13 protein-coding genes are annotated in these 12,533 nt (G+C 60.5%); 4 read left to right on the top strand and 9 right to left on the bottom strand.

The features are described from left to right. Positions 1 to 196: 196 nt before the first annotated feature. The 4 genes from coaD to ABIB60_RS22020 all read right to left on the bottom strand — a co-directional run bounded on the left by coaD (position 197) and on the right by ABIB60_RS22020 (position 2,902). On the bottom strand, positions 197 to 664 hold the full coding sequence (gene coaD / locus ABIB60_RS22005; RefSeq protein ID WP_354582488.1) for a pantetheine-phosphate adenylyltransferase: 468 nt from the start codon (positions 662 to 664) through the stop codon (positions 197 to 199). Positions 665 to 762: 98 nt separating this feature from the next. Continuing rightward, positions 763 to 1,644, bottom strand: coding sequence for a DUF3822 family protein (locus ABIB60_RS22010; RefSeq protein WP_354582489.1), 882 nt, complete (start codon positions 1,642 to 1,644; stop codon positions 763 to 765). An 85-nt stretch (positions 1,645 to 1,729) separates the two neighbouring features. Continuing rightward, positions 1,730 to 2,236, bottom strand: a complete 507-nt coding sequence (locus tag ABIB60_RS22015) for an NUDIX domain-containing protein (RefSeq protein ID WP_354582490.1) — start codon at positions 2,234 to 2,236, stop codon at positions 1,730 to 1,732. A 51-nt stretch (positions 2,237 to 2,287) separates the two neighbouring features. Then, positions 2,288 to 2,902 carry a DUF4126 domain-containing protein gene (locus ABIB60_RS22020; RefSeq protein WP_354582491.1) on the bottom strand — a complete coding sequence of 205 codons (615 nt, stop codon included), beginning with the start codon at positions 2,900 to 2,902 and terminating at the stop codon, positions 2,288 to 2,290. A gap of 265 nt (positions 2,903 to 3,167) precedes the next feature. Between ABIB60_RS22020 and ABIB60_RS22025 the strand changes: the two genes are divergently transcribed. The 4 genes from ABIB60_RS22025 to ABIB60_RS22040 all read left to right on the top strand — a co-directional run bounded on the left by ABIB60_RS22025 (position 3,168) and on the right by ABIB60_RS22040 (position 8,204). Further along, positions 3,168 to 3,584 carry a PaaI family thioesterase gene (locus ABIB60_RS22025; protein ID WP_354582492.1) on the top strand — a complete coding sequence of 139 codons (417 nt, stop codon included), beginning with the start codon at positions 3,168 to 3,170 and terminating at the stop codon, positions 3,582 to 3,584. Positions 3,585 to 3,671: 87 nt separating this feature from the next. Then, positions 3,672 to 5,891 carry an ATP-binding protein gene (locus ABIB60_RS22030; protein ID WP_354582493.1) on the top strand — a complete coding sequence of 740 codons (2,220 nt, stop codon included), beginning with the start codon at positions 3,672 to 3,674 and terminating at the stop codon, positions 5,889 to 5,891. A gap of 123 nt (positions 5,892 to 6,014) precedes the next feature. After that, on the top strand, positions 6,015 to 7,439 hold the full coding sequence (locus tag ABIB60_RS22035) for an ATP-dependent DNA helicase (protein WP_354582494.1): 1,425 nt from the start codon (positions 6,015 to 6,017) through the stop codon (positions 7,437 to 7,439). A 225-nt stretch (positions 7,440 to 7,664) separates the two neighbouring features. Next, positions 7,665 to 8,204: a DUF1573 domain-containing protein gene (locus ABIB60_RS22040; RefSeq protein ID WP_354582495.1), complete on the top strand. Its 540-nt coding sequence runs from the start codon at positions 7,665 to 7,667 to the stop codon at positions 8,202 to 8,204. An 87-nt stretch (positions 8,205 to 8,291) separates the two neighbouring features. Here the strand turns inward: ABIB60_RS22040 and ABIB60_RS22045 are convergent, their stop codons facing one another. From ABIB60_RS22045 to ABIB60_RS22065, 5 genes are all read right to left on the bottom strand, one after another. Further along, on the bottom strand, positions 8,292 to 8,666 hold the full coding sequence (locus ABIB60_RS22045) for a DUF423 domain-containing protein (protein WP_354582496.1): 375 nt from the start codon (positions 8,664 to 8,666) through the stop codon (positions 8,292 to 8,294). A 139-nt stretch (positions 8,667 to 8,805) separates the two neighbouring features. Beyond that, positions 8,806 to 9,468 (bottom strand): YggS family pyridoxal phosphate-dependent enzyme, encoded by a 663-nt coding sequence (locus ABIB60_RS22050; RefSeq protein WP_354582497.1) that lies wholly within the window; start codon positions 9,466 to 9,468, stop codon positions 8,806 to 8,808. Between the two features lie 4 nt (positions 9,469 to 9,472). Then, on the bottom strand, positions 9,473 to 10,516 hold the full coding sequence (locus ABIB60_RS22055) for a vWA domain-containing protein (RefSeq protein ID WP_354582498.1): 1,044 nt from the start codon (positions 10,514 to 10,516) through the stop codon (positions 9,473 to 9,475). 177 nt (positions 10,517 to 10,693) lie between these two features. After that, the gene (locus ABIB60_RS22060) at positions 10,694 to 11,626 is read right to left on the bottom strand and encodes a hypothetical protein (RefSeq protein WP_354582499.1); all 933 of its coding nucleotides are present in this window, start codon (positions 11,624 to 11,626) and stop codon (positions 10,694 to 10,696) included. Further along, a complete protein-coding gene (locus tag ABIB60_RS22065) occupies positions 11,619 to 12,518 on the bottom strand; it encodes a DUF58 domain-containing protein (protein WP_315999752.1) in 900 nt (299 codons plus the stop codon). The genes ABIB60_RS22060 and ABIB60_RS22065 overlap by 8 nt, the downstream gene beginning before the upstream one ends. Positions 12,519 to 12,533 lie beyond the last annotated feature (15 nt).

The raw sequence follows: 12,533 nt of genomic DNA on the forward strand, positions 1-12,533 counted from the left end.
TTTTTTGTCCGCTGGGCCTGCGGGGGTGGGGGGGTGTGGGGTGCGCGCGCCCCCCCCCCCCCCCCCCCCGCCCCCCCCCCCCCCCCCCCGCCGCCCCCCCCCCCCCCCCCCCCCCCCCCCACCCACCCCCCCCCCCCCCCCCCCCCCCCCCCCCCCCGCCCCCCCCCGCGTCTGCTCTGGGTGCGGATTCTTTAGCCTACAACTGCGGGGGAGCAGGAAGGGAGAATGGCACAAAATCATCCACGTTGCCACCAAAGCGGTGAATTTCACGGATGATGGTGCTACTAATAGCGGCCAGCACCGGGGAGGTGATGAGAAATACGGTTTCCAACTCGGGATTTACGTGTCGGTTGGCCTGCGCAATGGTGTTTTCGTATTCAAAGTCGGTGGTGTTGCGCAAGCCCCGCAGTAAGAACTTAGCGCCTACTTCCCGGGCGTAATCGGCCGTGAGGCCCTTGTACGACCGCACGATTACCCGGGGCTCATCCTGGAAGACGTGCTCAATCAGGGGTATCATCTGCTCCACGGGCAAGTAGCGCTGCTTACTGCTGTTGTTACCGATGGCAATGATAACCTGATCGAACAGGGTCGCTCCGCGCCGTACCACATCCAGGTGGCCATTGGTGAAGGGGTCAAAGGAGCCCGGAAACAAAGCAACGCGCATGGAGCAGTGGGTAAATGGATAAATGGGCGCATGGCGAAGTGCGGGAAGTAGCTGAATCGGCTAACTTTCAGCTACTTCCCGCACTTCGCTAGTACAACTTACTCGCACAGGTGCAGGGCATACAGCTCGAAATACCGGTACTCAAACAGGTCGTTGAGGCGGTAGCTGTAGCCGACATCGAAGGGCCGGTTGCCGAAGCGCAGGTTGCGAATGTACTTGCGCAGAATGGTGAACAATTCAGAGTCGTGCATCAGGTCGCCCCACACCATTACCAAATCCTGGTCGGGGTTGAGCTGCAGCTCCTGCATGACCAGAATGGTGTAGTAAATGAGGTCTTCGGGGGTACCGAACGGAAACACGTTCAGAAACTCCGGCTGCTTGCCGCGCAAAGCCAGTACGGTAACCTCTTGGTGCCCAATGCTCAGGTACACCCGCCGCGCGCCGCCTGGCTCACTCTGGTGCGTAACGCCCTGCAGCAGCGCGCTGGTTTGATGCACGAGGCGGCCGGTGGGGTACTGCTGCGCAAACCAGGAAGTTAGCTGGGCATCGGCGGCAAATACGCTGCTGATATCCAGCCCGGCGTGGGTGTAGTGGTGCACCGACTCCTGCGTGGGGCTGAAGGCGTGGTGCAGGCGCAGGTAGGCCGCCTCGTCGCCGGCGCGGAACAGCGGGGCCGGCAGTAGGGTGAAGGCACGGTTCTGTACCGCCAGCCGGACCCGGTTCCAGCCCGAAACATTCAGCAAATCGTGCTCCGGGGTCAGGGCTTGTATCTGGGCCGCTAATGACGTGTCGGCTTCAGGGGCGGCATACTCGTCCAGCGCCACGAATTTGTTGCGGCGCGCGTCGGCTACCCCCAGGCGCAGGCCGGCCGGCCCGGCCGTTAGGTAGAGGTTGTACGCCGCCGGATTCTGGAGGTCCAGCGTTTCGTCGCGCAGGCGGTGCAGGGCAACCGGAGGCATCGGGGCAAGAGCGGTGGACATAGGCAGCGGGAATCAGGCAAGCAGAAAAAACGGCCGGAGCGGCATTGAACCGCTTTTTGGGCTTCTAAAGGTACGAAAGCGAGGCCTACTGAAACCGTATTTGGGGAATGAATACGTCGTCGGTGCTGATAATGTCGCGCAGCACGGGATGCACTTGCGTGGGCAGCAGTTGGCCTAGCTGGCGGGGCGTAACGAACTCCAAGTGGGTCAGCAGCTGGGCATCAGGGGTATGCTCAGGGTCCTGGCCCAACTGAGGAGACTGGTTGGGCTGCTGGGGCTGCACTTCGAAAAATAGCTCCAGCGCCTGCAAACCCGGACTGTTGAACTCATGCAGATGCAGAAACCGGCCCGTGTGTACAGCCAACCCGGTTTCTTCCCGGAATTCCCTTTCCAAGCACTGGCGCAGGGTTTCCCCGAACTGCCACCCCCCGCCAGGCGGCGACCAGAACGGCAGGTTATTGGGGAGCAGACCACGGTGGGCGGTGAGCAGCAGCGCGCCTTGTTGCACCAGCAGGCCGCACACCCGCACCCGAGCTACGCCGGCGTAGGCCTGTAATAGGGAGTCGGGGGCGGAGGCGTTGGAAAAATGCATGGAAGAAAGTTGTCCGGGGGCTAAAACTACAAGCTTCCTTCCAAACGCAGCCTAGCCGGGTGTAGTACGCAGGCCCGCTAGGTGGGCCTGCCGCCGGGCCGCCCGCCGTTGGCGCCAGCGCCGTAGCCGGCTCAGCACCCACAGCACCATGCCCACGGCCAGGGCCGCTACCACCACGGGTACCAGCAGCCCCAGCACGGAGCCCACAATGGCCAGCAGGTTTTCCAGAGTAGCCAGCACGGGGTTGCCCAGGCCAGCCGTGGTGGCCGTGGAGCCGGCGCGCAGTAGGGAGGTGCCAGTTTGAATGATACCCGCCGTACTGCCCCCTACCAAAATGCCCAGCCCCCAGCGCACCATCGGCGGCATATCAGGCAGGGCGGAGGTCATGAGTACTGCCCCCGCAATAAAGGAAGCCGGGCCGGTAATGGCATCCAGCACGTTATCCACCACCGGAATGTAATACCCCAGAATTTCGGCTACAGTGGCGGTGCCCAGCGCCGCCACAGCGGGCCAGCTGCCCATCCAGGCAAAGCCGGGTGCGGGCGTAAGGTAGCCGGTGCGGTAGGCCAGAGAAGCCGCCAGTAGCGGCACAAATACCCGGAAGCCGCAGCACGCGGCCAGCGCCAGGCCAAGGGCACCAGCTAGTAGATAATCAAGATAAGGCATGGAAGAGGAGCTAGGAAGGAAGAAGCTGGGCTACAGGAGGAAGGAGGCCGGTCAGAAGGTAAGAAATTATCCGCAACCTCTTTTGCCTCCTGGCTCCCGCATTCCTTTCCGGCTGGGGCCTAGCTTCTAGCTGCGCACTAGGCTGTGTGGACAGTCACGCTTCTTACCACTAAGCGGAACGTCCTGCAGAGCCGGAGGCGAAGCATGACGTGGCGTTATATAGGCTTGCTTAATGTCCGCACAGCCTAGCTAACTTTACTGCCATATGACTGCTGAATCCCTGGAGACCCGCATCCGCCGCAAGCTTACCCGCCAACATTTCATGCACCATATCGGGGCCGACCTCACCCGGATTGAGGAGGGGCGCGTGGAGGCTGAGTTGCAGTTGCAGCAGCAGCACCTGCAGCACGTGGGTTTTGCCCACGGGGGGTTGGTAGCTACCATGGCCGATTTGGCAGCTGGGTTTGCGGCCGTTACGCTGGTGCCCGAAGGTACGGGCGTAGTTACGGTTGAGCTAAAAACCAGCTACCTTCACCCCGGAGTTGGGCAGCGCCTGCGGGCTGTGGGCTGGGTGCTGAAAGCTGGCCGGCGCCTCCACTTCTGCGAGGCCGAAGTGTGGTGTGATGAACTGCTGATTGCCAAAGCCACGGCCACTATGGCCGTAGTCGAGCCACCCGTTTAACCGATTTATATGTAGGTACTGAAATCTGCTATTTTCTTCTCACCTTGGGACTATACGTGTGGCTTTTTAGGCCATAATTAAGTAGGTATGAAATGGATTAGCGTGCTATTACTAGTACTGGTGTTCAGTAGCCCGGCGCTGGCGCAGCGCCAGTACTGGAACGCCGATTATGATTCCCTTTATCACGCAGTAAAGCAACAATCGGCCGATACGGCCCGGGTGCCCCGGCTGGCTCATCTGCTCCGCATTACGGAATTCTCCGAGCCAGTGCGTCGGCAGCAGGCTACCCAAATGCTGGCCGAGCTGCTGCGCCTGAATGACCGCACCCAGCAGCTTCCCACCGCCGCACCTTACCAGGAAATGCAGGCTGGCCTGCGCTTGTGGCAGCGCGAGCAGTATACGGAGGCGCTGGCCGCCATGCAACAAGCTATTGAGCTGTTCGACGAGTCGGGGCAGGCCGCGCCTTTTCTGCTGATGGATTTGGCCCCCATCTATAACAAGCTGCACGACTCCGATAAACGGTTTATTTACTTCAAGCGCAAGCTGCTGCAGTATCAGGTACAAGGGCTGCGTGAGAATGAAGCCGCCTGTTACGTGGTGCTGGGAGGTACCTACCGCCACCGCGGCGACTACAACCAAGCCATCAGCCACTACCTGCACGCGGCCGATTTGCTGCAGAAATTTAACCGCCGCATGTACAGCAACGAGCTGATGGTGGCCGGCAATACATACGCCGAGTGGGGCAACCCGCAGAAAGCCCTGTACTACCTGCGCCAAGCTGCTCGCTGGAACGATAAGTCCAAGATTGCAGGTTTGCAGCGCTTCTACTCGGAGCATGCAGTGGCCAACCTGTACCTGCAGTTGCACGACCTGCCCGCCGCCGCGCAGTACATCAACAAAGCCCTGCGTACAGCCCGGGCCGACTCCCTGAATTCCGGCATCTATACGGCCTATGCCCTGGTGCTGCAAAGCCAGCTATTGGTGGCGCAGGGGCAGAGCCCGGCCGCCCTTCCTTTGCTCACCCGGGCTCAACAGCTTGCCGACTCACTGCGGATGGATATTACCGGCCGCCCTGGCGAGTTTACCCTGGATGCCACGTGGGCCCGCTACTATACCGCCCAGCAGAACTACGTCTTAGCCGCCCAGCACTTACGAAAAGGCTACGCCCTGGCCACCGCCGCCAACTTTCAGATGCTGCGGCCCAAATACCTACGGGAGCTGGTGCGCTTTGAGGCTGCCCACGGTTCAGCCGCCAAGGCCCAGGGCTACAGCTTGGCCTACCTGGCGCTGCAGGACACTCTGAACCGTATGCAGGGCAGCAACCTACTGGCGCAGTACGAGGGCGAACGAATAGAACAAGCGCAACAAGCCCAGATTGCCCAGTTGCGGCACGAAAAAACGGTGCAGGCCCTGCGCCTGAGCCAGCGTAACCAACTCCTGCTGCTGAGCGTGGTGGCACTGGTGTTGATTTCGGGTCTGGGCATATTGGTGTACCGCCAACTGCAAACCAACCGCCGCACCCTGGCCCAGCTACGGTTAACTCAGAACCAGTTGGTACAGTCGGAGAAATGGGCCTTCGTGGGCGAGGTATCAGCCGGTATTGCCCACGAGCTGCAGAACCCGCTTAATTTCATGAAGCGGTTTGCCGAGGTGAGCACCTCTCTGGTAGACAATATGGACCACCAGCCCGATTCGCCGGCCCTGGAACATGAGATTCTAGTGGGCCTGCGGCAAAACCTGCAGGAAATCAGCCAGCACGGCATGCGGGCTTCGGGCATCATTAAGGATATGCTGGAACACGCCCGCACGGGCACCACCCAGCGCACCTCTACCGACCTGAACGCCCTGGTACTGGAGTACCTGCAGCTGGCCCGCCAACACCAGGAACTCCAGACCTCCGCCGCCGCGGTAGGGGTAGAAACCAACCTGGCCCCCGGCCTGCCGCCCGTGCCCGTGGTGCCACCTGATATGGGCCGGGTGCTGCTCAACCTGTTCACCAACGCCTTTTATGCCGTAGCACAGCGCCAGCAGGCCGGTGAAACTAACTACCAGCCCCAAGTGCGCATTGACAGCCGCCTGCTGCCTGGCGCGGTGCAGGTGCGCGTGCACGATAACGGCTCCGGTATGCCCGAGGAGGTGCGCCGCAAGGTGTTCGAGGCCTTCTTCACTACCAAACCCCTTGGCGAAGGCACCGGCCTGGGCCTGTCCTTGTCCCGTGATATTGTGCACAGCCACGGCGGCACCATCAGCGTGGCCTCCGAGCCGGGGCAAGGCACGGAGTTCATCATCACGCTGCCCACGGAGTAGTGGGGGTAGCGGTTCTGCTTTCTGCAATCCGGGCTAGTTACGCCGCCTGAACAAGTACACGTACGCAGATGCATCCTCGGGAGCCTAAAGCGGCGTAGCTTTGTTCTTGCTGAATACCCTGCTATGCTTTCCCTCCGAACTCCTTCCGTCCGCGACTATTTCCCCTACGAGCCCACCCAGGACCAGGCCACGCTGTTTCGGCAGATGGATGGTTTTTTGGGCGATGCGCTGCCGGGACGCAAAGCCTTTGTGCTGCGCGGTTACGCCGGCACCGGCAAAACTACCGTGGTAAGTGCCCTGGTGCAGTGGCTGCACCAAATGGGCCGCAAATATGTGCTGATGGCGCCCACTGGCCGGGCGGCCAAGGTAATGAGCACCTACTCGGGCGTAGCTGCCAGCACCATTCACAAAAAAATTTACCGCCAAACCAGCGGCTCACCCGCCCAGGGTCTCTCGTTTCAGCGCCAGCCCAACCGCGCCCAGGATACGCTGTTCATTGTGGATGAGGCTTCCATGATTTCCGACGAAAAGGCTTTCGGAGAAAATGGCCTGCTCGACGACCTGATGAATTACGTGTTCGAGAAATCCTCCAACCGCCTGCTACTCATCGGCGACACAGCCCAGCTGCCGCCAGTGGGCCAGCTGCTCAGCCCCGCCCTCGATGCCGAACTGCTGCGCCACCGCTTCCGGGCCGAGGTGTACTCCGTGGAGCTGCGCCAGGTAATGCGCCAGGCCGAGTCGTCGGGGATACTGATGAACGCCACGGTGCTGCGGGAGGAGCTGCGGGAGGAAAAGCCGGTCATTCAGTTTTTCACCAAAGGCTACCCCGATATTTTCTCCATGGGCGGCGACAAGCTGGAGGATGGGCTGCGCTGGGCCTACAAGAACTTCGGCCACGAGAACAGCACCATCATCTGCCGCTCCAACAAAAACGCCAACCAGTACAACCAGTACATCCGGCGCATTCTGTTTGAGGCGGAGGATGAAATCGAGTCGGGCGACTACCTGATGGTGGTGCGCAACAACTACTACTGGCTGCCCAAGGATTCGGAAATCGGGTTTCTGGCCAACGGCGACTTTGTGCAAGTGGTCAAAATTCTGCGGACTACCGAGGAATTTGGCTTCCGCTTTGCCGATGCCCGCGTGCGGCTGGTTGATTACCCCGATGAGCCGGACATGGAAATCAAGCTGCTGCTGGATACGCTGCACACCGAAAGCCCCGCCCTGCCCGCCGACCAAAACAAGGCCCTCTACGAGGCCATCAGCGCCGATTATGCCCACCTTGAAACCAAGAAGGAGCGCACCGCCGCCCTGCGCAAAGACCCGTTTCTGAACGCTCTGCAGGTGAAATTTGCCTACGCTCTCACTTGCCACAAGGCGCAGGGCGGGCAGTGGCAGGCCGTATTCGTCGACCACGGCTTTCTGAAGGAGGACATGGTAAACTCCGAGTTTGCCCGCTGGCTCTACACCGCCGTTACCCGCTCTTCAGAAAAGCTGTTTCTGCTCAACTTCAACAAAAACCTGATTGGAGATGCTGCTGAAGAATAGCTAGGATTCCGGACGAATTGAGCAGGCCAGATCAGCAGCCCAGCGCAACCCTGAATTCCTCGCTTCGTCCGGAATGACAACGTTTTAGCACGAAAGTAGAACCCAAATTGGCTGCGTGTGCGTTACGCTTCACGCAGCCCGCACGCGCCACGGGGAAAACTGGCACGCAACTTGGCCGGGCAGCTCAAACTCGTATTTTTGCTTACTTCTTAACGCACGCAACTCATGAAAAAAGCGCTTCTTCTGGCTCTGTCGCTGTCGGTGATGGGCCTCGCGGCTCAGGCCCAGACGGCCGCCGTAAAACCGGCCAATGCCCAAACCAAAGTGGCCGGCCCGCAAATCCAGTTTGAGGAAATGAAGTACGACTTCGGCTCCATCAAAACCGGCGACGTGGTAGAGCATACGTTCAAGTTCAAGAACGTAGGCACTCAGCCGCTCATCATTTCCAATATCGGCGTAAGCTGCGGCTGCACTACCCCCGAGTGGACGCGGGAGCCAGTAATGCCCGGCAAGTCGGGTACTATCACGGCCAAATTCAACTCGGCCGGTAAGTTCGGCATGCAGAACAAAGTACTGACGGTGGAGTCGAACTCAGCCGCTGGCAACGCTATGGTGGCCCTGGTTGGTGATGTGAAAGAAGCCGGCGCTACCGTTTCGGCGGCCCCCGCAGCTACTGATGTAGATGCATCCGCTGACGGAAAAGACGCTAAGCAGAAAGTGAAAGTTGGTGACAACAAAATCAAAGCCAAGAAGAAGGCTTCCTAGTAGTTGCTGATCCTAGGATCAGTAAACAAAAAAGCGGCTTACCAGCATTGGTAAGCCGCTTTTTTATATGTGTTGAGGGCTGCGCTTTTACAACTGGCGGGCCGCCAGCAGCAGGACTATCCAGCCGGCAATGAACAGCACCCCGCCGATGGGCGTAACGGCCCCCAGCTTGGTGACACCCGTGAGGCACAATACGTACAGAGAACCGCTGAAAATGAGGATGCCGCCCAGCCACAGCCAGGCCACGGTGCCCAGGTTCAGCTCCGGCTTCACGTACCAGAGCACGCCCACTGCCAGCAGTGCCAGCGCGTGATAAAACTGGTAGCGCACGGCCGTTTCAAAGGTTTCCAGGCGGCTGGAAGCAGTGAGCATAGCGCGCAGGCCGTGGGCGGCAAAGGCCCCAATGCCCACGCTGAGGGCGCCCAGTAGTGCGGCGAGTTGAAGAACGAGGCGTGCGGTCATGGGTGGTTTTTTTTGTTGGTTTCTGGTTTTTTGAGCCTAGTGGTGGTTGATTTCTCAGCGGCCTGAGGCGCGTAAGCTGGTTATCCGTTGAAAAGCAGTAGCGGCCCAACAACGAAAACCCAACAACCAAAAACAGCCGTTAGCGGGCCCCAAAAATAGCGCTGCCCACCCGAATTAGCGTGCTGCCCTCCCGCAGGGCCAGGGCATAATCGGAGCTCATACCCATGGAAACCTCCCGGAAAGCTGCGTCATCAGCAAAGCACAGGGCTTTGAGCTTATCGAAGTAGCCGCGCAACGCCCGAAATTCCCGGCGCAGTTGGTCTTCGTTATCGGTGAAAGTGGCCACGCCCATTACGCCCGTAAGGCGCACGTGGTGCAGGCCGCGAAACTCCTCAGAACGTAGCATTTCCTCGGCTTCGGGCAGAGAAAGACCGGTTTTGGTTTCCTCATCAGCAATATGAAACTGGAGCAGCCCCTCAATTATCCGGTTGTGCTTAGCTGCCTGCCGCTCAATTTCCAGCAGCAGCTTTAGGCTGTCGATGCTTTGGATGGTGTGCACGAAGGGGGCAATGTATTTGACCTTATTGGTTTGCAGGTGCCCAATGAGGTGCCACTCTACGTCGGCGGGTAGCTCGGGCTGCTTGGCCGCCATTTCCTGCACCCGGTTTTCGCCAAAAATGCGCGCCCCGGCTTCGTAGGCTTCCTGGAGGCGCTCCACGGGGTGCGTTTTGGTAACCACTACCAACCGGGCGGCAGTACCGGCAAGCTGCTGTTGAATGCGGTGTATATTTTCCTGAATCACGAAGTTAATCTTCCAGAGCGTTGGTGAGAAAGGTATTTTTAAGTCCTAGCCACAGCAGCCACAGCCCTACGCACCACACCAGATACACGCGGTAATAATCCTGGGTGTTGCGGTAGCGGTTCTGCTTAATTTCCGACTTCTCGTAGCGGTTAATCTGAGTGAACACCTGCCGCAGCCCGGCGTTGTCGGTGGCCCGGAAAAAGCGGCCCTCGCCGGCCTGGGCAATCTGGCGCATGGTGGTTTCGTCGAGGCGGGTTTCTACGTAGCGCGGGCGGCCGGCCGCATCTGTGCCGTAGGGGACAGTCCCATCCTGGCCCAGGCCAATGGTGTAAATCTTCAGGCCGTAGGCGTGGGCCAGCTGGGCTGAGGTAAGCGGATCAAGGGAGCCGGCTGTGTTTTCGCCATCCGAAATCAAAATGCAGACTTTCGTGCGGGAGCGGGAGTCGCGGAGGCGGTTGGTGGCCACGCCCAGGGCGGTGCCGATGGCCGTGCCATCATTCGGAATCATGCCCAGGCGCAGGCCCTGCAAATCGTCGCGCAGCAGGTCATAGTCGGTGGTGAGGGGGGCCAGGGAGTAAGCGTCGCCGGCAAATACCACCAGCCCGATTCGGTCACCCCGGCGGCCATCCACAAACTCGCGGGCCACGCGCTTGGCTGCTTCCAGACGGTTGGGGCGCAAATCCTGCAGCTCCATGGAGCCCGATACATCCAGCACCAGCAGAATGTCAATGCCCTGGCCGGTTTGCACTACTCGCTCGTCGGTGCGTTGGGGGCGGGCCAGGGCCACAATCCCGAAACTCAAACTCAGGGCCAGCACCACATCTGGTACAAAACGCAGCACCGTGCTCCAGTCGCGGGGGAGCTGCCCGGCCACGAAGGCCACTCCCAGCCGGGAGCGGCGGCGGCGCGCCAGCACCCAGCGCAGCACAAACAGCAACGGCACCAGTGGCAGCAGCAGCAGCAGGCGCGGCTGCTCCCAACTGTAGCCGGCCAGGGTGCTGTAGCGCACACTATCCAGGAAAGAAGTCAGGGCAGTAGGCCAGAGCATGCAACTTGGGAAGAGAAGAAGCCAAAAGTAAGCAGTTTCCCGGGTAGCACAGTTTCTCCGGGTAAGGCAGGGGAAGGCCAGCACCTAGGCAGCCGTTTCGGGTGAGTGGAAGCGCCTAGGGTTGCTATGTAGTACTTCACCCGGGTTCCGGCCTGCACTCAAAACGGCCGAAGGGCTTTAGCTCACGGCATACACCTTCTGGAACTGCCGCTCGGCAAAGGTGCGCAGCAGCACAAAAGCCAGGTCCGTTTCCGATTCATCTTCCGAAACCTGGTTGCCGTAAATAACCCGGTCGGCCAGGCGCAGGGCCAGGCTCACGTCGGTATCGTCCTGGTAATGGGCCACAATTTCGCGGGTGGTCAGGCTGCTGATGTTGTTGTCTTCGAGGGCGGAGAGGTAATTTTTCCAGAGCGTAATGGCCCGCTCCATGTTGGTAAGGGAACGGGATAGGGTAAAACGCTCTATGTGGCGGGCATACTGGGCCAGAAAGTACGCGTGGTTTTTACGCAGGCGGTAGCGGCGGTAACGGCCCCGCAGGCTGCGCCGGAACCCCAGCACCAAGCCGCCCGTCAGCACTAGCAAACCCGCCAGAGCCGCCAGCCAATACGGGTAGTTGAACCGGGCCTCTACGGGCAGCAGCCGCACGTTTTGGCGCAGCTGCGGCGCGCTCCCCACCACGGTGGTAGGTGCTACCGTGCGCAACAGCCGCACTCGCGTTGGGGCAGTGGGCAGCAGCAGCGTGTCGCGGCCCCGCAGCAGGGTTACGGGCAAGCTGAGCACCTGCACCGAGTCGAGGCTGAACGTGCGCAGACGGTACACGGCCCGATCCAGGCTGCGGCCCTGGCGGGTGCGGGTGGGCGAGTAGCGGCGGTCCACATACTCAAAGGGGGCGAAGTTGGCCGCCGAATCGGGGAAGATGACAGCCAGCTCCGGCGCATGCTCATACGTCAGCTCATACTCCAGCACTTCGCCCACGCGCACGCCGGCCCGCTGAAAGCGGCCCCGCGGCAGACTGTCGGCTGGTGGAGTTTGGGCAGCGGTGGTTAGGCTGGCAAGGGCCAGCACCACCGCTGCCAGGGTCGGGCGGGAGCTACTACGGAAATCAGCCACGGCCCCCCCGCTGGTTACGCCGCCGAAACAGGTTCACCAACTGCGGCACGAAGTCAGTATCAGTGGCAATGGACAGGTATTCAGTGCGGTGGCGGCGGCAGATTTGGCCAATCTGTTCCCGGTTTTGCTCATAGGTGGCGCGGTACCGGTCCCGGAAAGCCGCCGAGGAGGTGTTCACCCACACCGTGCGGCCCGATTCCTGGTCGTGGAGCGGAATAATACCCAGGGGCGGGAACTCCTGCTCCCGCTTATCCAGCAGCTGCAGCACCACCAAATCGTGCTTGCGGGCCAGCATGGTCAGCTCCCGCTCGTAGTCAGTGTCAATAAAATCAGAAATCAGCAGTACAATGGTGCGGCGCTTGAGTAGGCCCAGGGCCTGCTTGATGCCCGCCGCCACGGCCGTGTGGCGGCTGCGCGGCTCCAGGGCAAACAGCCGCTTGATAAGGGCGTAGGCATGGCGGGTGCCTTTGCCGGGCGCCAGATAAAACTCTTTCTGGTCGGAAAAGGCCAGCAGGCCGAGCTGGGCGTCCTGGCGGGCGGCGGCCAGGGCCAGCACCCCGCAAATTTCGCGGCCCACATCCAGCTTGCGGCGGCCTTCAGCACCTACTTGCTGGGAGGCACTTACGTCAAGCAATAACACTACCTGCTGCTCTCGTTCTTCCTTGTAGGTTTTTACGAAGGTGCCGTGGCCTTTGCTGGATACGGCCCAGTCGATGGCCCGCACCTCGTCGCCGTACTGGTACAGGCGCACATCGTCGAACTCCAGGCCGGTGCCTTTAAATACGGAATGAAAATCACCTTGCAACTGCGCATCCACGGCCTTGAGGATGCGGATTTCCATCTGGCGGAGCTTGCGCACAAGTTGCTGGAAGGGCGAATCGGCAGGTTTCATTACGCCTAAACTACG

The organism is Hymenobacter sp. UYP22 (assembly GCF_040547285.1).
In the GTDB taxonomy this organism is placed as follows: domain Bacteria; phylum Bacteroidota; class Bacteroidia; order Cytophagales; family Hymenobacteraceae; genus Hymenobacter.

Excerpts from the sequence above, each read along its gene's own strand:
- coaD (WP_354582488.1), bottom strand. The coding sequence starts at position 664 with ATGCGCGTTGCTTTGTTTCCGGGCTCCTTTGACCCCTTCACCAATGGC.
- ABIB60_RS22010 (WP_354582489.1), bottom strand. The coding sequence starts at position 1,644 with ATGTCCACCGCTCTTGCCCCGATGCCTCCGGTTGCCCTGCACCGCCTG.
- ABIB60_RS22015 (WP_354582490.1), bottom strand. The coding sequence starts at position 2,236 with ATGCATTTTTCCAACGCCTCCGCCCCCGACTCCCTATTACAGGCCTAC.
- ABIB60_RS22020 (WP_354582491.1), bottom strand. The coding sequence starts at position 2,902 with ATGCCTTATCTTGATTATCTACTAGCTGGTGCCCTTGGCCTGGCGCTG.
- ABIB60_RS22025 (WP_354582492.1), top strand. The coding sequence starts at position 3,168 with ATGACTGCTGAATCCCTGGAGACCCGCATCCGCCGCAAGCTTACCCGC.
- ABIB60_RS22030 (WP_354582493.1), top strand. The coding sequence starts at position 3,672 with ATGAAATGGATTAGCGTGCTATTACTAGTACTGGTGTTCAGTAGCCCG.
- ABIB60_RS22035 (WP_354582494.1), top strand. The coding sequence starts at position 6,015 with ATGCTTTCCCTCCGAACTCCTTCCGTCCGCGACTATTTCCCCTACGAG.
- ABIB60_RS22040 (WP_354582495.1), top strand. The coding sequence starts at position 7,665 with ATGAAAAAAGCGCTTCTTCTGGCTCTGTCGCTGTCGGTGATGGGCCTC.
- ABIB60_RS22045 (WP_354582496.1), bottom strand. The coding sequence starts at position 8,666 with ATGACCGCACGCCTCGTTCTTCAACTCGCCGCACTACTGGGCGCCCTC.
- ABIB60_RS22055 (WP_354582498.1), bottom strand. The coding sequence starts at position 10,516 with ATGCTCTGGCCTACTGCCCTGACTTCTTTCCTGGATAGTGTGCGCTAC.
- ABIB60_RS22065 (WP_315999752.1), bottom strand. The coding sequence starts at position 12,518 with ATGAAACCTGCCGATTCGCCCTTCCAGCAACTTGTGCGCAAGCTCCGC.